Genomic DNA, 20252 nt, shown 5'->3' with positions numbered 1-20252 from the left:
GATCTTTATTTCTTTCTTTTTTTATAAGTCTCGCTTATTACTATACGTGTTACTTTCCTTTATAGGATCCTGTTCCATTCATGTCAACGATATTGCGGCGGAGGCCGCGATCGGGTACGTCCCGATCTATAACTTAGGTGGCCATGGCGACGGGGCCCACCCCTTACCATTCCGAACAGGGAAGTTAAGACCGTTTGCGCCGATGGTACTGCTATACTAAGTGGGAGAGTAGGTAGCCGCCTTTTTCGAAAGCCCTTTACAGAAATGTAAGGGGCTTTTTTTATACCCAAAATCTAAATAACTTCTTACTAAGTACTTCCTTTTAGTATATTTAAGTATCTAAATACATATTATGAAAAGGATATTCTGCTTACTTATTTTCGGTTCTATCGGTATCTTGGGTATTGCTCAAGAAAATAAAATAAAAGCATTGGTCGGGGGCACCCTTATTGATGGCTTTGGTTCAGAGCCTATTAAAAATAGCGTCATTATTATAGAGGGACAAAAAATAGTTTCTGTGGGTAATCAAGACAATACAAAAATTCCTGAAAATGCAGAGATTATTTCAACTGAAGGCATGAGTGTTTTACCTGGCTTATGGGATATGCATGTTCATACGATGTTAAATGGACATGCAGATTACGCGTATTGGGATAAAACTTATCCACCTCTTTTAGAAAAAGTTATTATGCCATCATCCGCTCATCAATTATTAATGGCAGGTGTTACTAGTGCACGTGATTTAGGTGCACCTTTAAAAGAAAGTATTGCGGTAAGGGATGCTATTAACAACGGTGAGATTCCTGGAGCAACTTTATATGTGTCTGGACCGTTTATTCAGCATAAACCATATCCTGGGACAGAAGATTTTAGATGGGGAATTGATGGTGTTGAAGATGCGCGCAAGAAAATAAGAAAACTAGCTGCCGCAGGTGTGGATATGATTAAACTAATTGACCAAGATCAAATGTCGATGGCAGAAGTTCAGGCTATTGTAGATGAAGCCCATAAGAACAATTTAAAAGTTGTGGCTCATAGTCATAGACCTGAGGAGATTAGAAGAGGATTAATGGCTGGTGCCGATTGTTTTGAGCACACTGGTTTATCATCTGCACCTGAATACCCTAATGATATTATGGAAATGATAAAGGAGCGTACTGCAGATATGAGCCAGGGCCCATTATTTTGGACACCTACAGTAGAAGTATTGTATAATTATGAATATATGCGAGATAATCCTGAATTTATTGATGAGGATTCTTGGCATAGAGGTTTACCGGATAGTGTGGTAACGGATATTAAAAAAAGTATTGAACATTCTGATCGTCTTCCTTATTTTCAATTAACTTCAAGTCGAAGACCCACTCTTGAAACTAAAGTAAATCAATTATTAAATGCTGGTGTTGTTTTAATGGTTGGCACCGATAGTGGAATACCAATGAAATTTCATAGTCAGTCAACTTGGAATGAACTTGATGTGTGGGTGAATGAATTTGGAATTGATCCAATGTATGCAATACGTGGAGCTACATATTGGCCATCATTGTGGATGGGAGTATCAGATGAAGTTGGTACAATAACTCCTGGTAAATATGCTGATATTATAGCTGTAAAAGGCGATGTATTACGATATATAAGTCTTTTGCAAGATGTAGATATGGTAATTAAACATGGTAAGCGATATAAATAAATAGAAGATATTAATGTCATATTTAGACACGATTGAAGAACATGAGAAGCTCAATTTCTTTTCTCATGCAGTAGGTTCGATTTTGGCAATTTTTGCCATGGTAATTTTATTGAGAGAGAATAGTTTCAAATCTTTCTATGCGGTATCTGGCTTAGTCATTTATAGTATTACATTAATTAGTATGCTTACGGTTTCTGCCGTTTATCACAGCGTTACTAACAGAGTTTGGAAGCATAGACTGCGAATCCTTGACCATATTAATATTTATTACCTAATAGCAGGTACTTATACTCCTGTGGCGCTAATTACCTTAATTGATGGTAATGGTTGGTTTATATTTTTTACGGTATGGGGAATAGCGTTGTTTGGAACATTTTTAAAACTGTTTTTTACTGGTAAATATGAAATTCTGTCTTTATTACTTTATTTGGTAATGGGCTGGCTTATTGTTTTTGATTTGGATAACCTTATTAATAATATATCAGAAAGGGGTATTCAACTTCTTATGGTTGGCGGTGCGTTTTACACCGTAGGTATTATATTTTATGCTATAAAAAAGATTCCTTATAATCACTTCATATGGCACATGTTTGTACTTTGTGGCGCAGTTAGCCATTGGTTTTTCATATACTTAAATGTAATATAAAACAAAAAGTATTTACTAGGTATATCTTAATTTAGGAATCAATAATATCCTTATACTCTTCAAAGAAAATCTCAATCTTAAGCATAGATTGATTTAAAAACTCCATTGTTTCTCTCCAGGTGTTTTTGTTGTGGATGGATACGTTATTTAATTCTATGTAAATTCTTGAAATTTCTTTTTTATTTTCTAGTAAAAAGAAGTCTTCGTAAACTGCTTCTGCAAGATATTCCTCTAGTAAAATAGATTTCAAGGCAACTAACTTATCCCATACTTTAATCCGTTGCTCAAATTCGGTATCAACATCTATAGATACCATTGCCTTTCTTAAATCGAAATGAAATTTAAAGGATAACCCCTTTATTTTTGTTTTGTATAATACCCATTTGTTTGGGAATGACTTTCCGAAGGCAATCCAAAATTCCTCACGTAATTTTCTAGAATCTTCTTTGCTGAACATTTACAAAAAATAAGCTATAGTTATCCCAAAAATAATGACTAATAGTTTTCTTAAGTTAAACTTATGGCCTTCAGAGCTTTCAAATAAAATTACGGTAGAAATATGCAAGAATACACCTATTACCAAAGCATTAAGATAGACCGCATAGGTCGATAATATTTCTACGGTATGCGCTAAAAAAGTGCCAATAGGGGTCATAACTGAAAATAGGACCATGAATAAACCTGCATGTATTGGCTTTATTTTAGAACCAAGAAAAAAGATACTTAGAATAATAGCTATAGGAATTTTATGAATTAAAATACCATAAATTATAGTATCGTTCAATCCAATTGGTAAGCCTTCTAATAAAGAATGTATACAGAGGCTTATGAAAAGTAACCATGGAAAATTTGTACTTTCTTTTGAAATATGTACATGTCCATGTTCTGCACCTTTAGAAAAGAACTCAAGAAATATTTGAAATAATATTCCCAACATTATAAATATTCCGATTGTTTTTGGGTCACTGTGGTTGTAGACCTCCGGTAATAATTCAAATATCGTTAGTGCTAATAAAAATGCTCCACTAAACGCTAATAGAAGTTTAAAATATTCATTTTTTTGAGGTTTGCTAACTACCACAAAAAGAAAACTCAAGAGTACTCCCAGTACAGGTAAAATATAAATCATGTAAATGCTTCTTAGGCTTAAATAAAAGGAAATAGGTCTTAAATTAATCTAGCGTCAAAATTAGCGTATTTTTGCGGTACGAGAAAAAGTAGATATGGGTAATAATTTTAAAATGGTCGCTAAGACCCTATTTGGTTTTGAGGAACTACTATCTAAAGAACTTAGAAATCTTGGTGCTAGTAATGTTATTGAGGGTGTTCGTAATGTATCTTTCGAAGGGGATCTGGGTTTTATGTATAAGGCAAATTTATGTCTAAGAACAGCTATAAAGATTATTAAGCCTATACATTCATTTCAAGTTAGAGATGAAAATGATTTATATAAAAAGATTTATGCAATGGACTGGACAGAATACCTTTCTGTCAGTGAAACCTTTGCCATAGATACTACTGTCAATTCTGAAGAGTTTACCCATTCTTTATATGTATCACAAAAAACCAAGGATGCAATAGTTGACAAGTTTCGCGATACTGAAGGTACACGACCAGATGTAGATATAAAGGACCCAGATTTACGTATTAATATACATATTCACAATAATGAGTGCAATGTTTCTTTAGATAGTTCTGGTAGCTCTTTACATCGCAGGGGCTATCGTACGGCTACTAATATTGCACCAATTAACGAGGTATTAGCGTCTGGATTATTGCTTTTAAGTGGTTGGGATGGTCAAAGCGACTTTCTTGACCCCATGTGCGGTAGTGGTACCATGTTGACAGAAGCGGCTATGATTGCTTGTAATATTCCTGCTAATATCAATAGAAAAGGATTTGCCTTTGAAAAATGGTCGGACTTTGATGCCGAATTATATGAGAAAATTGTTGATTCGAGTTTAAAGAAAACTAGAGAGTTTCATCATAAGATAATTGGATATGATAAGGCACCTTCTGCGGTAAGAAAAGCATTGGATAACATTGAAAATGCAAACTTGACAGATTATATCACCGTAGAAAGAAAAGATTTTTTCAAAACTGAAAAAGAATCTGAAGGTGCTTTACATATGTGCTTTAACCCTCCATACGGAGAACGATTGGATATAGAGATGGAAAATTTCTATAGCGCCATTGGAGATACCTTAAAAAAGGGATATCCTGGTACTAATGCATGGTTTATAACTAGCAACCTCCCTGCTTTAAAGTTTGTAGGTCTTCGACCTTCACGTAAAATAAAGGTATTTAATAGCCATTTAGAATCGCGTTTGGTTAAATACGAAATGTATGAGGGCAGCAAAAAAGCTAAACATCAAAAGAATAACGAAGAATGAAACCTAAACACAAAGTTCTTGTCTTTAATTTTTTAGGATTTGCTATTCTTTTTGTCCTGTTTCGATTTGGATTAAGCTTATTTCTGCAGTTAGATTCGTTCTATATGTCTTTAATTGCAGCCATTGCGGCATCTTTTCTCGCTCCTAAGTTTGTAGTAATTAAAAAAGAAGGTGTAGATAAAATTGTAATGAAATGGATTTTCTTGAAAGGTTTTAAAGAACTATAATTCTTCGGCTTCTTTCTCTGCTTGTTCAATTTTCTTATTTACCTTATTTTTTTTCTTGTATAATGGTAAGAAATAGGAAATACTATAATTATAGCCTACACCGAAGCGGCTGTCATCGGTAACTTTATTAAACCCTGGTATCCATAAATTTGGTAAACGGTCATCTTCCTTTTGTGCTAAAATTATCCCTAAACGAATGCTAGCTCCCATATAAATATTAGAAAATAGCTCAACTTTAGTTCCAAAAACTGCTTCTAGCCATGTAGCAGAAAGCCCTGAAAATTTTTCAGGAACATCTGAGCCAGTAGCAAAATCTTCTGGGTTCCAATAACGGTTTGTGTCAAAGTATTGGTAATTGTTTAATGTGTTTTCAAAAGTACTAAATGCCAATCTTCCTCCTAAATAAATTAGATTGCGCTCGCCATACCAATTTGCATAATTGTTTTTATTTACGCCTACTTTTAAATAACTGCCCGATGTGGTAAAATTAAATAAGTCTTCTTGCCTTGTTTTTTCTTCGTTACCTAATTCGGCTGCGATATATAAACTTTGAGTCAATCTATAATCTGCAACTATTTCAAAACCACTATAATTATTGGCTAATGAAGATGTTATAATACGGCTTAGATCTAACCCTAGGCTTATGCCATAAGACTGTTTATATTCAACAGTATCTTTTGGATTAAGGTCTATTGGCTTGCTTTGGCTAATAGCCAAGAATACAAAAAATAAAAAATAAAGATTAATGAAAAATCTTGACATGTGTAGAATCTGAATTGATGACTTGTGCTCTTATTATTTCTATATCTTTAATCCAATTATTGGTGTCAGACGATACATTTGCTTGCAAACTATCATAGTTAACCACAAAACCACATCCGCGAGATAAAAAATCTTCTAACCTTTTATAAGAGAAATTAACCGTATCTATATTGCCTGTCTCTGAACCGTCTTCTGCTGAGGCTGAAGCTGAGATAATTATAAAACTTGTAACGTCGACATCTGTTTTTAATGGAATGGATATAGTGTTCAGCGCCGTTCTATCGGCAACGGTATTAACGGTTACGTTTTGGCCCACACCAACAACCCTAATTGTAGGTACTATTTTTAAAGCCGATGTATCATTAATGTTATAAAATTCTATTACCAACAAAGGTGTATCACCTTCTACACAAATATCATCTTTCTCACAAGAAGCTACAGCTAGGATGCCTATAAATAGTACTATGCCAATTCGAAAACTTCTCATTTTAAACTTTCTTTTCTAAAAGTACAACATTTTCGACGTGGTGGGTTTGCGGAAACATATCTACAGGTTGCACTTTTGTTATCACGTACATATCTTTCATCATTTCTAAATCCCTTGCTTGGGTTGCACTATTACAGCTAACATATACTACTTTATTAGGCGCAATATTTAGTATTTGTTGTACAACATCTTTATGCATACCGTCGCGTGGTGGGTCAGTAATAATTACATCTGGCACACCATTCTGGGCAATAAACTGCTCATTGAAAATATTTTTCATATCTCCAACAAAGAAATCTACATTGTCAATTTCGTTTCTTAAAGCATTTTCCTTAGCATCTAAAATAGCCTCGGGTACAGATTCTATACCTACTACTTTCTTAGCTTTTTTAGACACGAATTGGGCAATTGTGCCAGTACCTGTATAAAGGTCATAAACAAGTTCATTGCCTTTTAAATTAGCAAAATTCCTAGTTATTTTATACAATTCGTATGCTTGTTCTGAATTTGTTTGGTAGAAAGATTTAGCGTTAATTTTGAATTTAAGTCCTTCCATTTCTTCAAAAATATGGTCTCTACCCGCGAAACAAATTATTTCTTGATCATATATAGTATCATTCTGTTTCGGATTGATAACATATAATAAAGACGTTATTTCAGGAAACGTGATTGAAAGATGATTTAAAAGTAGCTCTCTTTTCTCTTTATCGTTCTCAAAGAATTGGACTAGAACCATAATTTCACCATTAGAAGAAGTGCGAATCATTAAGGTACGCAACATACCATATTGGTTTCTAGGATTAAAAAAGGTTAATCCATTTTTAACAGCGAATTTTTTTGTCTCTAACCGAATTGCATTTGATGGATCTTTTTGAAGATGACATTTTTTAATGTCCAATATTTTATCCCACATACCAGGTATGTGAAAACCTAAAGCATTTTTATCTTCAATTTGGTTGTCAGATTGTATTTCATCTAATGTTAACCAACGACTATCTGAAAAAGAAAACTCCATTTTATTTCTATAGAAATATTGTTCTTTAGAGCCAAGAATGGGTGTCAGTTCTGGCAAATCTAGATGGCCAATTCTTCTTAAGTTATTTTCTACCTCTTTCTGCTTATAGAAAAGTTGGTGCTCATAACCCATGTCTTGCCATTTACAACCACCACATACTCCAAAATGCAGACATACCGGTTCAACTCTTTTATCTGAAAAAGAATGAAATTTAATTGCTTTTCCTTCGAAATAAGCTTTGCGTTTTTTTGTTGTCTGAACATCAACCACATCTCCTGGTACGGTGTTAGTTAAAAAAATAACCCTACCATCGGGTGCTTTTCCAATAGTCTTGCCTTTGGCTGCCGCATCTACTACCGTAACATTTTCAAAAATCTCTCGCTTTGTCTTTTTTCGCATGCCGCAAAAATAAATGGTTTCTTTGAAACGAGAATACTGTTGTTGATAGTATTAACAAGATATTGAAACCATTCGCCGTAATTTTTATTTTTGATGGCAATTATTTGTATTTTTGAGTTTCTACAAGGATGATTTCTCTCCCACGCTGAATTTTCGACTCTTCGAAAGGAAAAAGGTATAGAAGGAATTGCTAAAGTTTTATTTAAAGTAATTTTTATCATGTCAATTTTAGAAAACATCACTTCTAAGGATGCAATTGCATTAGAAGAAAAACACGGAGCCCACAATTATCATCCATTACCCGTAGTATTAAGTAAGGGTGAAGGTGTATTTGTTTGGGATGTGGAAGGGAAAAAATATTATGATTTCCTTTCTGCCTATTCAGCAGTAAATCAAGGTCATTGCCATCCAAAAATAGTAGGCGCGATGACAGAACAGGCTAAAACATTATCATTGACGTCTAGAGCGTTTTATAATGATATGTTGGGCAAATATGAAAAGTATGCAACCGAAACTTTTCATTTCGATAAGCTTTTACCAATGAATACAGGTGCAGAAGCTGTTGAGACAGCTCTGAAAATTTGTAGAAAGTGGGCATATGAAAAGAAATGTATTCCCGAGAATTCAGCAGAAATAGTTGTTTGTGAAAATAATTTTCATGGCCGTACAACAACTATTATTTCTTTTTCAAACGATTCTGTAGCACGCAAAAATTTTGGTCCTTATACAGAGGGATTCATAAAAATAGAATATGATAATCTGAACGCCCTAGAAGAGGTGTTGAAATCAAATAAGAATGTTGCAGGGTTTTTGGTTGAGCCTATACAAGGTGAAGCCGGGGTTTATGTGCCTTCTGCAGGATATCTAAGTGGAGCTAAAGCACTTTGTGAAAAGTACAATGTACTATTTATTGCTGATGAAGTTCAAACAGGTATTGCACGAACAGGACGTTTACTTGCGACTTGTGGTAATTGTTCTTGTTCAGATAAGCATTGTAGTGGCACACCTGAAACAAAACCAGATATATTAATTTTAGGAAAAGCGCTATCTGGTGGTGCTTATCCTGTTTCTGCGGTATTGGCGAATGATGCTATTATGAATGTAATTCAGCCAGGTAATCATGGTAGTACTTTTGGTGGTAACCCTATTGCTGCTGCTGTAGGTATGGCAGCCTTAGAAGTAGTAAAGGAAGAAAAGTTAGCAGAGAATGCTTTTGTATTAGGTGAACTTTTTAGAGATGAGCTAAACAAATTTATAGCTACTACTGATTTGGTAAATAGTGTTCGTGGTAAAGGTCTTTTGAATGCAATACTAATTAATGATACTGAAGAAAGTAGCACAGCTTGGGATATTTGTATGGCGTTAAAGGAGAACGGACTACTTGCTAAACCCACTCATGGTAATATCATTCGTTTTGCGCCACCTTTGGTAATGACGAAAGAAGAACTTCTAGATTGTGTTTCCATTATTATTAAAACGCTTAATGATTTTAAAAAATAGAAATAAAAAAATCCCCGATGTGAGTTGGGGATTTTTTTTGATTATAATTTATTTATTGGAAATCTGCAGTCGCAAAAAATGCGATAATCAATCCAAAATAAATAATTGTAAATATTAATAGAATCACGGCTAATGCAAGCCCAATGTAAGATAAAATCTTACCGGTATTTACATTTTCATATCCCCTATAATTACCAGGGTTTGCTTCATAAAAGTTCTTAGCTTTTTTTGCATTGCTTAAACCAATAATACTGAAAATAGCACCAAATGGGCCACAACAGAATAAGGTTAAAACGATAGATAATATGCCAAAAGTAAGGGCATTACTAGCGCCTGGTATTGATTTGTATTCTACAGTATTGTCCATTAATTTATTATGAATAGTATTCAATTAATACTTTATTGTTCAATTCCCCATTGTTCTAAAAGCTGCTTAGATTGTTCCATTTGTACATCCCAACCTGTTTGGTAAATTGACCATGCTGTCATTAAGAAATAAATAGCGCCTATTGCGAGAACAACTATAGCAATTATTTTAGTCGTTTTTAGGGTGCTATAATTTGAATAATCTTCAGGGTTTAGTTTATACGTATTTTCATCTTTTGTCACTAAAAACAAAGCAATTCCTCCTAGAATAATTCCAGGTAATCCTGCAAAACAGCAGCATAAGAATCCTAAAATAGAAAGTACTAGTGCTAATGTAACATTAGGTAATTTTTGTTGTTCCATAATTTAAAGGTTTAGTTAGATAAATTTTAAAATGTAATTGGTCAATATAAAACCTACGGTGCTAATCATAAGTATAATCGTAATAGTATTAGAATATTTTATAGGGGATAACTTATTGAAACCTAAAAAGGCAAATAACAATAACATTGGATAAATAGCCGGATACATTTGAAAAGCGGCCCAATATTCTCCTTTTAGTAAAAATAAAGCTGAACGCTGCAGACCACAACCAGGGCAGTCTATGCCTATTATTTGTTTGGTGAAACAGGGTAACATGTAGTTGTCTAACCCCAAAATAATAACTAACGCTTTAAATCGCATTTTTAATTTGAATTATAAGTCGGAAAATTACCATTATTTTTGAGCATACAAAATAAAAATATGTCTCAATTTCAGATAGGTGATATCGTAGAAACTATTGACGACGTTATAAAGGGCGTTGTAGATTCAATCAATGGAGAAGAAATAACCATAGTTAGTGATGATGGATTTTCGTTAGATTTTATGGCCAAAGAATTGGTTTATATCTCAAATGAGATTCATGTATCAAATTCTGAAATTGCCGAAATTAAAAAAGAAAAAGAACTACCAAAACGTAAAAAGGCTAATGTAGTCAGGGTGAAAGAAAGAACTGCACCTAAAATGGAGGTAGACCTTCATATAAATCAGTTAGTGAAAAATCCTAAACAGATAGGTAAGTTTGAAATGCTGAATCTACAATTAGATACAGCAAAAAGACAATTAGATTTTGCTATTAGTAAACGAATTCAAAAGATTGTTTTTATACACGGTGTAGGTGAAGGTGTGCTAAAAGAAGAACTGGGTTATCTATTCAGAAAATATGACAATGTTAAATTCTACGATGCCGATTATCAAAAATATGGTCTAGGTGCAACCGAGGTTTATATTTTTCAGAATTTTTAAATTACCCTCCTGTAGTTATTGTACCGAATTCATTTATTTGTAGATCAGTAATTCTACTACCATTTTCATTTAAAAATGTAATACCGCTTAATTTAATAGAGTGCGTAAAAGTTATATTATCGGTAGAACTTGTTGTAACTAATATGCTTCCGCCTTGAGCTTCAATTTCTTCCAAAACCGTAGGTGTTAGTGGTGGTGGTGAATCACAGAAATATGCACTAGTTACCTTATCTGAAAATATTCGGTAGCTAACCTGCGAGTTTCCAGGTACAGCACTCTCTATATCAGTTGTAGTTACTGTATTTTTCAAAAGCCCGCTTGGTAATGTTACAATTAAAGCTTCATCACCATTTATTTTGAACAAAACATTTGAAGTTGAAACGGACAAGACATTACAGTTTTGGACAGTATCAATACTATCAAAATTAACAGTTTCTATTTGTAAATCACCGTCATTACAACCAAAAAATAAAATTGAGCAACCAATAAAGAGGTATTTTTTCATAATTCAAATTTAATTTAAAATTTGGAAACCCCTCAGTAGCATGGCTGTCATTTATGGGTTAATTAACTTTATTTGAGCTATTTTTGTACTTTATTTATTTAAGAGTACGCTTATATGAAACATGTATATTTAGACAACGCAGCAACTACACAAGTGCATACAACGGTTATCGCCAAAATGCAAGATGCTTTAGCAAATTCGTACGGTAATCCATCTTCTACACATAGTTTTGGTAGAACGGCGAAAACTGCAATTGAAAGTGCTAGAAAAACTATTGCTAAGTATATAAACGCTCAGCCTTCTGAAATTATATTTACTTCTGGTGGTACTGAGGCTGATAACATGATTATTAGATGTTCAGTACGTGATTTAGATGTTAAAACGATTATCACATCAAAAATTGAGCATCACGCGGTATTACATACGGTTGAAGAATTAGAAAAAAAGGGTTCAATTCAATTACTATTCGTGAATTTAGATGCTTTTGGTAATCCTGATATGGCTCATTTAGAAACCTTATTACAAAGTGATGATTCTAAAAAGCTAGTGAGCTTAATGCATGTAAATAATGAAATTGGAAATAAAATAGATTTAGAGGCTATTACTCTTTTATCCAAAAAACACGGTGCATTAGTACATTCTGATACGGTACAGTCTTTGGGTCATTATAACTGGGATGTTAAGGCATTTCCTATTGATTTTTTAGCTGCTGCTGCTCATAAATTTCACGGGCCTAAAGGAATAGGTTTTGCTTTTATTCGTAAAAACTCAGGAATGAGTTGTATGATTTCAGGTGGTTCTCAGGAACGTGGTCTTAGAGCGGGTACTGAATCTTTTCATAATATAGTCGGACTAGAGGAGGCTTTTGTACATGCTTATGAAAATTTGGATAGAGAAAAGAAATACGTTGAAGAACTTAAATCTTACTTTATTGAAAAGGTGAAAAAAGAAATTCCTGAAGCTAAATTTAATGGACATTCTGGTGATTTAGATAAGAGTACCTATACTTTAGTTAACGTTTGCTTACCCATTACCGAAGATAAAGCTATGATGCTTCTATTCAATTTGGATATTAAAGGCATTGCTTGTTCTAAGGGTAGTGCTTGCCAATCTGGTAGTGATGCAGGATCACATGTATTAAACGAGATTTTATCTATAGAAGATATGAAAAAACCTTCTGTTCGATTTTCATTCTCATCGTATAATACAAAAGAGGAAATTGACTATACGATTGGTGTTTTGAAAGATATTATTGAGGCTTAATTAATCTTTAATTCGGTCACGTTTACGCTCTCTTTCATAAGGAAATTTACGAATAGCCAATTTCATCATACGGTCAATAAGATCAGTGGTATTTTTGCCTGTCTTTTTATTGATTTCTTTTTCGTATTTCCATAATAATTTACCTGATTTTCCATCACTGATTTTTATACCAATGCGGCCATAATTAGCACCACCCGAGATATAATCTGTAAAACTGAATTCTGTAGGCACACCACTAGATAATAAGATGTTTAAATCTAAGGTGCCACTAATAATACCATCAACTCCTAAGATTTCGCTAAGCTGTTTTGTTGTGTACACATCAATATTCTCATACGTAATATTGTTCTTTGCTAGTATAGCGGTTGTATTCTTTATGTTTTGAAATTGAACAGGTAGCTTTTTCTTTTTACTTCGTTCAGAGAAATAGGTTTCTAAAGCATTCTGTACCGCATAACCTTCATTTTGTTCCAGTCTTTTCTGTTCTGATTTAGACACCTTTTCATTGAGGTCTAAATTGGTTAGAAAAGGAATAATAGCCAAAAGGTTGTGGTCTGAACTTAAGTCATCAAAGTTAGGACTCTCATAAATATTCTTTTGAGCTATTACAGCAAAACAAGAAAGTAATGTTATAAAAAAAAGTATTCTTTTCATTTGATTGTTTTAAAGGCGTATTCCTAATCTTAAATTTAATACTCTTGATGTTAGGTAATTAGGAACCGCATATTCGTTCTTGCTGTCTGCGTCTCTCACCCAAGTATTCGTAATTGAATTTTGATTATTGAATAAATTGAAAATTTCAAAACCAAAGCTCAATTCTTTAAAAGTATGAAGCCAGTGTGTATTCGGATACTGTTTATCCTTACTTGCAAAAATATAGGAAATTCCTAAATCTGCACGTTTATAATCTCTTAATCTATTCTGAAATATGTATGGGTCTGCATAACTTGGTGATCCACCAGTAACTCCTGTTTGATATACTAGGTTCAAATACATTTTTAAATCAGGAATCGTCGGTATGTAATCTTGAAAAAGAATCCCCAATTTTAAGCGTTGATCTGTAGGTCTAGGTAAGTACCCTCGGTTATTTCTATTTTCTTCAGTTTTTAAGTATCCGATACTTATCCAAGATTCTGTGCCTGGTACAAATGCTCCGTTCATTCTTACTTCAGCACCATAGACATAGGCTTCTGTATCATTATTCGCTGAATACCGAATACGTACATCTTCTAAAGTATACGGATTTACATTCTCTAATTTTTTATAATAAGCTTCGCTTATTAATGTGAATGCCCGTTCCCATAGTAGAAAACTGTATTCATTACCTGCTACTAAATGAAAGGCTTTTTGTGCCTTTACGTTGGGTTGTATGGTTCCTGAACTATCTCTTAATTCTCTATAAAAAGGAGGTTGATGATATATACCTGTAGATAAGCGAAATAACATATCCTTATCCCATTTAGGTTTTATGGCAAGTTGCCCCCGAGGGCTAATAACAGTTTGTGATACTTTTTCAACATCGGTGCCACTAACTGTCCAATGATGAGAACGTACCCCTATATTATAATAGATATCTGTGTCGTTCCAAGTTTTTTGAGTACCCAATTGAACAAAACCAGAAAATCGATTCGTTTTTACAAAGTTCAATGCGTATATACCATTATAGGCTACTAATGGAGCATCAAATGAATCTGCCGGCTGATTATTAGTGAATTCAGCTCTTGGAGGTCTAATAGAGAATCCTGCGGAATCTATAAATTCAGATTCTCTCAATTGATCTCTTATATCTTCATGTGTGTATTTTGCGCCCCATTCTAAAACAGAATTGTTCATAGTATGAGAACCTTTATGTTCTATATTAAAGATAAGTGCATCTAGGTCATTTCTAGTTCGATTAAACTGAGAGCCAATACCTCGTGATGTAAGAACTTCACCTGCTGAATCACTACTTAGGTTACTATCGACCTCTCCAAGTTCATAAGAAGCAATTACGTCTGAATATTCTTCTTCGATAGTATGGTATATAGATGATATTAGTTTTAGTGTAGTATTTTCATTTAGAAAATAACTCCCTTTTAAGGCGCCTAGAGCTGTGGTATATCTGTTTTTCTCTTGCCCTTGGTAATAAACTACCAATGCTTGCGGATTATCTAAGGTGCCAAAATTGGTCTGTCTGTTTAAAGGTTCATTGGTATAATCATTAACTGCTAAGTTGCCTAAAAAGTTCAGTTGTAATTTAGATGAAACCGTATAGGTCAAGTAACTTTGCACATCAGTAAAAGACGGAGTGAAGTTGCTTTGTGTTTGCTGACTATTTACCAATAACGAATTGTTTCGATATCGAATACCAGAAACCGAGCTAAATTTATTGTTTTTAGATACTGTCTCAAGACTCGCGCTGGCACCAAGAAAACTCAAGTCGGCCCTTAGCGAAAATAGGGTAGGAGTCTTATATTTGATATCTAAAACAGAAGCTAATTTATCCCCGTATTTTGCTTGGAAACCACCTGCAGAAAATTTCACATCTTTAACTAAATCGCTATTCACAAAACTAAGTCCTTCTTGTTGGGCTGATCGTATTAAAAATGGTCTGTAAACTTCTATCTCATTAACGTATACAAGGTTTTCATCATAGTTGCCACCCCTAACGGCATATTGTGTACTTAGTTCGTTATTTGATGATACACCAGGTAACAATTTTAAGATTGTTTCTACTCCAGAATTTGCACCAGGAATTTTTCTGATGGTCTCTGGTGTAACATTTAAAATATTTTCTAACGTACGTTCACCAGTAGCAGATACCGATACTTCGTCTATTTGAATGACATCTACTTTTAGAACAGGGTTAAATTCAAAAGTTTCATTTGTTGTCAGTAGTAAATTTTTCAATATTACATCCTTATGCGCTATATGAGAGAAGGTAATAGTATTTTCTATATCCGCAGTTATTTCTAAAATATAGAATCCGTTAGACGAGGTTATGGTGCCAAGCCCTTGAGTTGTAATGTTAACATCTGCTAGGGGTTGGTTGTTATCATCTAGAACAATACCAGTTATAGTTGCGTTTTGAGCAAAACTTAGAGCATTGCACAGTAGTAATAAAAGGACAAGAATGCTAAAATGTTTCAAGTATACTATTTTCTATAAAACGAAGTGGTAAGGGTATTCTCATTACCTACATTATCAGTAACGGTAACTTTAAGGACACATTGCGTCTGGTCAGCTATCTTGTCGTCGAAATTATAAGTTAATGTTCTTCGCTTAGGTTCGTATTCCATTAAAATCCATTCACCATTTAAGGTTGCTGAATACGTGTCTACACCACTAAGATCATCCGCTATTTGTACACTTAAATATTTGTAATTATTCAACCATTGTTTTTCCTTGAAGTTTTTAGTTCGAATGGTTGGGGCTATCGAATCTCTCGCTATGGTGTACGTTCCTAAATTTCTAGTTCGAGTTGTAAATAGGTCACCTCGTTTATAGGTATTTGTATGATTAGGTTGAAGTTTAGAATCTAGTCTTGCAATGAATAATTGTTTTTGTATTTCTTTCGGATATTTCGAAGCATCAAAGGTAATAGTGAAATTTCTATGGGCTGGTACCGTGTTATTATGAATAGTTACGGTATCATTTCCTTTTTTTAAATCGATGTAGAAATCTTCATAAAAAGTATTGGTGGGAAAATATACTTTGGCGCTGCCTAAATCAAAATTATTTGGCTTGTTGGCAATTACGTAATTTTCTGTGGTTTCTTTTTCTCGGCTACGAATGTCATTATTTTTAATACCTTCAATTGGTATGTTGAGTTCTGTTTTGTTACCTGCATAATCTTTAATTAATAATTTTGCAGTATAACTCAACCCTTGGTTAATATCAATTTTTCCGTTATTATATAATTCTTTATAGATACCCAAATTGTTGCCGGCCGATTTAAAACTTTTCTGTATACGTTGTCTATTTCTACCTAGATAATCATAATCGACAAGAGTGTTTATATATCTAGTTTCTCCGAAAGAGAACGATTCAAAATCATAGAGCGAATATATTTTACCGTTAATACTAAGCTCAACTGAATAAACTCCATTTTTATTTGCAGCCATATCTAGACGGTCAAAGCCTATAAACCCTATTCCTATATTGCCAAGAGCGGTAACCTTATCTGCTAAATAGGTTCCATCACTTTCTCTACTGAAATTAACTTGTGTTCTTTCGTAATTACCATTCACATGAGATTTATCTGTTAAAGGATAAACAAAGAGCTTCTCTAAGATTGGGTTAGTAGCATCGGCCACATCAATGCCATATAATAAAGGATTGGTTGGTTTTTCTGATATGCTGCTTCTAATTTCAAAATGTAAATGAGGCCCTGCAGAACCGCCAGTATTTCCACTATATGCAATAAGTTCACCTTTCTCTACTTTTAGCTCTCCAAAATCAGGAAAAACTTCAACCTCAAAAGATTTTTTATCATACTGTAACTTCTTAATGTATGCTTCTATTGAAGGAGAAAATTTTTGAAGATGACCATAAACAGATGTATATCCATTTTGGTGCGCTATGTATAATACTTTACCGTAACCCCATAATGAGACTTTTATTCGGGTTATGGTGCCATCGCCGATAGATATAACCGGTATGCCTTCGCGTTGTTGTGTTTTAATATCAATACCAGAATGAAAGTGATTTGAGCGAAGTTCTCCAAAAGTTCCTGCTAATATGATAGGAATATCCATTGGTGGTCTGAACGCATCTTTAGGATACTCTTCTTGTGCTACTAGGGTAAAACAAAACAATAACAGAAGGGCAAAGGATATTTTTTTCATAAGTAGATAGCAATAGTGCGAAAATAATTAATCAATAACAATTCTATAGAGTTGCATGCGCTAAAATTATAATAAAGAGCTGTAACATATTGGTTTATCAGTTTAAGTTTAACCGATTTAGGAATATTTCACAAAACTATTGCTAAGTCATCGAATCTATGTTAACTTTGTGTAAATCGCATTGACTTTGATGTATGAGCGGGTTGATTAAAATCGTTGATTCTTTAGAAAATAAAATAAGCAAATTGTTGCATAAACTTGAGGTTTTGAACAATGCTAATTTGGAGTTGGAAAAAGAATTGCACGATATTAAATCTTCTCAAGAAAACGCAAGTAAAACGGATTCTGAGTGGGAAGAGAAATATAATTCGCTCAAACTTGCAAATTCAATGTTAGGCAGTAATACCAATAAAACAGAAGCTAAGCTTAAAATAAATACATTGATACGAGAGTTGGACCATTGTATAGCTCAATTGTCGGAATAATGTTAATATAATATGTCAGATAAGCTCAAAATAAAACTTTCGATTGCTGATAGGGTCTACCCTTTGACTATTGATCCTGCGCAAGAAGAAGGTTTGCGAAAGGCCGCTAAGAATATAGAACAGTTGGCTAAAAAGTTTGAGCAAAATTATGCAGTTAGAGATAAACAAGATGTTTTGGCCATGTGTGCCTTGCAGTTTGCCTCTAAAATAGAGCAAAATGGCATAGAGCAAACAGAAGGAACCAAAGAAGCTGAAGAGCGATTGAAAGCGCTTGAAGAGTTGGTGAGTTCTAAATTGGCTATGAAATAAAAACGTTCTTTTAAATACATCAAGTTACTGCCCACATTGGTAATACCTTTTGACAAACTCAACATTTATTTTTTTAAAAAGGGTGAGTTTAGATTGTAAAAGCAGGCCCTACTCGTATAGGGATCCTTGATCAGTCTGTTAGCCCTAAACCTGTTTACCGGAGTTTGATCAAAACTTCTCCAATGTGGGCTTTTTTTTTATTAATAAATTACACTATGGATAGTACAATGATAATTATTGCCGCAATAGTTGGGCTGGCAATCGGTTTTGCAATAGCGAAATTTTTGGAAAAAGGGAAAGCCTCTAAAACCATAATAAATGCAAAAAAAGATGCTGAACGCATATTAAAGGATGCCAATGCAGAAGGGGAAAGTGCCAAGAAAGAAAAAATCTTACAAGCGAAAGAGAAGTTTTTAGAATTAAAAGCTGAGCATGAAAAGGTTATTAATGGTAAGGATAGAAAAATAAATGAAGCAGAGAAACGAACTAGGGACAAGGAGTCTCAAGTGAGTAGTGAGCTTGCAAGAAACAAGCAAATTAATTCTTCATTAGATGGTAAATTAAAAGAAGTAGAACAGAAAAAAGAATTGTTCGATAAGCGCCATGAAGAGTTAGATAAAATGCATAAGAGTCAAATTCAGCAATTAGAAGTAATTTCTGGATTATCTGCTGACGATGCGAAGAGCCAATTGGTAGAGAGCTTAAAGGAAACCGCAAAGTCTGATGCTATGGCTTACATTCAGGCAACGGTAGAAGAATCTAAATTAACGGCGCATCAAGAAGCCCGAAAGATTATCATCAATACAATTCAACGAATAGGTACTGAAGAAGCTGTTGAAAATTGTGTGTCTGTTTTTAATATTGAGTCTGACGATGTAAAGGGACGAATTATTGGTAGAGAAGGTAGAAACATTAGAGCATTAGAAGCCGCTACAGGTGTTGAGATTATAGTAGATGATACGCCAGAAGCAATTATACTTTCTTGTTTTGATTCGGTTAGAAGAGAGGTAGCTAGACTATCACTTCATAAATTGGTTACTGATGGAAGAATTCACCCAGCGAGAATTGAAGAAATTGTTAAGAAGACAGAAAAGCAAATAGAAGCTGAAATTGTTGAAATAGGTAAGCGTACGGTAATAGATTTAGGTATTCATGGTTTACACCCAGAATTGATACGTGCGGTTGGTAGAATGAAATATAGATCATCATACGGACAAAATCTTTTACAACACTCAAGAGAGGTAGCGAAACTTTGTGGCGTTATGGCTGCTGAATTAGGACTTAATCCTAAGATAGCTAAACGTGCAGGTCTTTTACATGATATTGGAAAAGTACCAAATACTGAAAATGAAGTAGAAACTCCGCATGCAATCTTGGGAATGCAATGGGCTGAGAAATTTGGAGAAAAAGAGGAAGTCTGTAATGCAATAGGTGCTCACCATGATGAGATTGAAATGAAAACCTTAATTGCACCAATTGTTCAGGTTTGTGATGCTATAAGTGGAGCAAGACCAGGGGCAAGAAGACAAGTTCTAGATTCTTACATTCAACGTTTAAAAGACCTTGAAGAGGTTGCTTTTGGATTTAGTGGTGTACAGAAGGCTTACGCAATACAGGCTGGTAGAGAGCTACGTGTTATAGTTGAGAGTGAGAAGGTGACTGATGATAGAGCATCGCAATTATCATTTGAAATCTCTCAAAAAATTCAAACTGATATGACTTATCCAGGTCAGGTTAAGGTAACAGTGATACGGGAAACAAGAGCCGTTAATGTAGCTAAATAGTATTTACATTAGTATAAAAAAAGCCTCTATGTATATAGAGGCTTTTTTTATGGAATTTTTAAAGATTCAATACAACTATTCAATTTGGCTTCTTCTGCCAAATTAAGCTTATTTTTTCCACTCTTTAGCTATGAACACTTGTATCTCAATAGAAGTCGATAAGCTATTCATATTATCTAAAGTAAAAGCTACCCTATTTTTTTTCTGTGCATAAAAAAAATGTATTTAGTGTAAAGAATAAAATACACTTCCTTTTTAAGTTCTTTTTTTGATAGATTCGCCCTATATAGGTTGATGAATTAATTTCT

The 20252-nt window shown here is 33.9% G+C and carries 22 protein-coding genes, 1 rRNA gene and 1 other RNA gene; 12 read left to right on the top strand and 12 right to left on the bottom strand.

From position 1 onward, the window contains the following. Window positions 1-133: 133 nt before the first annotated feature. From rrf to trhA, 3 genes are all read left to right on the top strand, one after another. Window positions 134-245: ribosomal RNA gene (gene rrf, locus B5X55_RS08840) — 5S ribosomal RNA — on the top strand. 107 nt (window positions 246-352) lie between these two features. Then, on the top strand, window positions 353-1690 hold the full coding sequence (locus B5X55_RS08835) for an amidohydrolase family protein (RefSeq protein WP_079512248.1): 1338 nt from the start codon (window positions 353-355) through the stop codon (window positions 1688-1690). Between the two features lie 13 nt (window positions 1691-1703). Continuing rightward, complete coding sequence (trhA, locus tag B5X55_RS08830) at window positions 1704-2336, top strand: PAQR family membrane homeostasis protein TrhA (RefSeq protein WP_079512247.1); 633 nt, start codon at window positions 1704-1706, stop codon at window positions 2334-2336. Window positions 2337-2367: 31 nt separating this feature from the next. Here trhA and B5X55_RS08825 read toward each other — a convergent pair whose 3' ends face one another. Both B5X55_RS08825 and B5X55_RS08820 read right to left on the bottom strand, forming a co-directional pair. Further along, window positions 2368-2793 (bottom strand): DUF4268 domain-containing protein, encoded by a 426-nt coding sequence (locus B5X55_RS08825; RefSeq protein WP_079512246.1) that lies wholly within the window; start codon window positions 2791-2793, stop codon window positions 2368-2370. Further along, window positions 2794-3465 carry a ZIP family metal transporter gene (locus B5X55_RS08820; protein ID WP_079512245.1) on the bottom strand — a complete coding sequence of 224 codons (672 nt, stop codon included), beginning with the start codon at window positions 3463-3465 and terminating at the stop codon, window positions 2794-2796. Between the two features lie 94 nt (window positions 3466-3559). Between B5X55_RS08820 and B5X55_RS08815 the strand changes: the two genes are divergently transcribed. Together B5X55_RS08815 and B5X55_RS08810 are read left to right on the top strand one after the other, a co-directional pair. After that, window positions 3560-4729, top strand: coding sequence for a THUMP domain-containing class I SAM-dependent RNA methyltransferase (locus B5X55_RS08815; protein ID WP_079512244.1), 1170 nt, complete (start codon window positions 3560-3562; stop codon window positions 4727-4729). Continuing rightward, the gene (locus tag B5X55_RS08810; RefSeq protein ID WP_079512243.1) at window positions 4726-4956 is read left to right on the top strand and encodes a hypothetical protein; all 231 of its coding nucleotides are present in this window, start codon (window positions 4726-4728) and stop codon (window positions 4954-4956) included. The genes B5X55_RS08815 and B5X55_RS08810 overlap by 4 nt, the downstream gene beginning before the upstream one ends. Here the strand turns inward: B5X55_RS08810 and B5X55_RS08805 are convergent. Genes B5X55_RS08805 through rlmD form a run of 3 tightly spaced genes read right to left on the bottom strand, consistent with a single transcriptional unit; the run spans window position 4951 to window position 7619 of the window. Next, a complete protein-coding gene (locus B5X55_RS08805) occupies window positions 4951-5718 on the bottom strand; it encodes a DUF6048 family protein (RefSeq protein ID WP_079512242.1) in 768 nt (255 codons plus the stop codon). The genes B5X55_RS08810 and B5X55_RS08805 overlap by 6 nt on opposite strands. Continuing rightward, window positions 5699-6205: a DUF6452 family protein gene (locus B5X55_RS08800; protein WP_079512241.1), complete on the bottom strand. Its 507-nt coding sequence runs from the start codon at window positions 6203-6205 to the stop codon at window positions 5699-5701. Before B5X55_RS08800 ends, B5X55_RS08805 begins: the two co-directional genes overlap by 20 nt. Before the next feature lies 1 nt (window position 6206). Then, entirely contained in the window at window positions 6207-7619 is a 1413-nt protein-coding gene (gene rlmD / locus B5X55_RS08795; RefSeq protein ID WP_079512240.1) for a 23S rRNA (uracil(1939)-C(5))-methyltransferase RlmD, read from the bottom strand. A 219-nt stretch (window positions 7620-7838) separates the two neighbouring features. On the opposite strand from rlmD, the gene rocD reads away from it, so the two are divergent. Then, window positions 7839-9119, top strand: a complete 1281-nt coding sequence (rocD, locus tag B5X55_RS08790) for an ornithine--oxo-acid transaminase (protein WP_079512239.1) — start codon at window positions 7839-7841, stop codon at window positions 9117-9119. A 52-nt stretch (window positions 9120-9171) separates the two neighbouring features. Here rocD and B5X55_RS08785 read toward each other — a convergent pair whose 3' ends face one another. From B5X55_RS08785 to B5X55_RS08775, 3 genes are read right to left on the bottom strand one after another with little or no spacing between them, the layout of a single operon-like run. Then, the gene (locus tag B5X55_RS08785) at window positions 9172-9486 is read right to left on the bottom strand and encodes a CCC motif membrane protein (protein ID WP_079512238.1); all 315 of its coding nucleotides are present in this window, start codon (window positions 9484-9486) and stop codon (window positions 9172-9174) included. Window positions 9487-9518: 32 nt separating this feature from the next. Then, the gene (locus B5X55_RS08780) at window positions 9519-9848 is read right to left on the bottom strand and encodes a CCC motif membrane protein (protein WP_079512237.1); all 330 of its coding nucleotides are present in this window, start codon (window positions 9846-9848) and stop codon (window positions 9519-9521) included. A gap of 15 nt (window positions 9849-9863) precedes the next feature. Continuing rightward, window positions 9864-10169: a DUF2752 domain-containing protein gene (locus B5X55_RS08775; RefSeq protein WP_079512236.1), complete on the bottom strand. Its 306-nt coding sequence runs from the start codon at window positions 10167-10169 to the stop codon at window positions 9864-9866. 60 nt (window positions 10170-10229) lie between these two features. Here B5X55_RS08775 and B5X55_RS08770 point away from each other — a divergent pair, with 60 nt between their 5' ends. Continuing rightward, window positions 10230-10772: a DUF8465 domain-containing protein gene (locus B5X55_RS08770; RefSeq protein WP_079512235.1), complete on the top strand. Its 543-nt coding sequence runs from the start codon at window positions 10230-10232 to the stop codon at window positions 10770-10772. A 1-nt stretch (window position 10773) separates the two neighbouring features. On the opposite strand, the gene B5X55_RS08765 is transcribed toward B5X55_RS08770, so the two are convergent. Then, on the bottom strand, window positions 10774-11277 hold the full coding sequence (locus tag B5X55_RS08765; RefSeq protein ID WP_079512234.1) for a hypothetical protein: 504 nt from the start codon (window positions 11275-11277) through the stop codon (window positions 10774-10776). A gap of 114 nt (window positions 11278-11391) precedes the next feature. Here B5X55_RS08765 and B5X55_RS08760 point away from each other — a divergent pair, with 114 nt between their 5' ends. Then, window positions 11392-12540: a cysteine desulfurase family protein gene (locus B5X55_RS08760; protein ID WP_079512233.1), complete on the top strand. Its 1149-nt coding sequence runs from the start codon at window positions 11392-11394 to the stop codon at window positions 12538-12540. Here B5X55_RS08760 and B5X55_RS08755 read toward each other — a convergent pair whose 3' ends face one another. From B5X55_RS08755 to B5X55_RS08745, 3 genes are read right to left on the bottom strand one after another with little or no spacing between them, the layout of a single operon-like run. Continuing rightward, window positions 12541-13194, bottom strand: coding sequence for a hypothetical protein (locus tag B5X55_RS08755; protein ID WP_079512232.1), 654 nt, complete (start codon window positions 13192-13194; stop codon window positions 12541-12543). Between the two features lie 9 nt (window positions 13195-13203). Further along, window positions 13204-15669 (bottom strand): TonB-dependent receptor, encoded by a 2466-nt coding sequence (locus B5X55_RS08750; protein ID WP_079512231.1) that lies wholly within the window; start codon window positions 15667-15669, stop codon window positions 13204-13206. A 5-nt stretch (window positions 15670-15674) separates the two neighbouring features. Further along, on the bottom strand, window positions 15675-17366 hold the full coding sequence (locus B5X55_RS08745) for a M23 family metallopeptidase (RefSeq protein WP_079512230.1): 1692 nt from the start codon (window positions 17364-17366) through the stop codon (window positions 15675-15677). A 194-nt stretch (window positions 17367-17560) separates the two neighbouring features. Between B5X55_RS08745 and B5X55_RS08740 the strand changes: the two genes are divergently transcribed. The 4 genes from B5X55_RS08740 to rny all read left to right on the top strand — a co-directional run bounded on the left by B5X55_RS08740 (window position 17561) and on the right by rny (window position 19944). Continuing rightward, on the top strand, window positions 17561-17851 hold the full coding sequence (locus B5X55_RS08740; RefSeq protein WP_079512229.1) for a hypothetical protein: 291 nt from the start codon (window positions 17561-17563) through the stop codon (window positions 17849-17851). Window positions 17852-17863: 12 nt separating this feature from the next. Beyond that, window positions 17864-18160: a cell division protein ZapA gene (locus B5X55_RS08735; RefSeq protein ID WP_079512228.1), complete on the top strand. Its 297-nt coding sequence runs from the start codon at window positions 17864-17866 to the stop codon at window positions 18158-18160. A 56-nt stretch (window positions 18161-18216) separates the two neighbouring features. After that, window positions 18217-18326, top strand: a non-coding RNA gene (ssrS, locus tag B5X55_RS08730) — 6S RNA. Between the two features lie 49 nt (window positions 18327-18375). After that, the gene (gene rny / locus B5X55_RS08725) at window positions 18376-19944 is read left to right on the top strand and encodes a ribonuclease Y (RefSeq protein WP_079512268.1); all 1569 of its coding nucleotides are present in this window, start codon (window positions 18376-18378) and stop codon (window positions 19942-19944) included. The last annotated feature ends 308 nt before the right edge of the window (window positions 19945-20252 follow it).

It is taken from the genome of Maribacter arcticus, from assembly GCF_900167935.1.
Classification (GTDB): Bacteria; Bacteroidota; Bacteroidia; order Flavobacteriales; family Flavobacteriaceae; genus Maribacter; species Maribacter arcticus.
The sequence above is the reverse complement of the archived record's forward strand: the minus strand, read 5'-3'. Positions and strand labels throughout refer to the sequence as shown.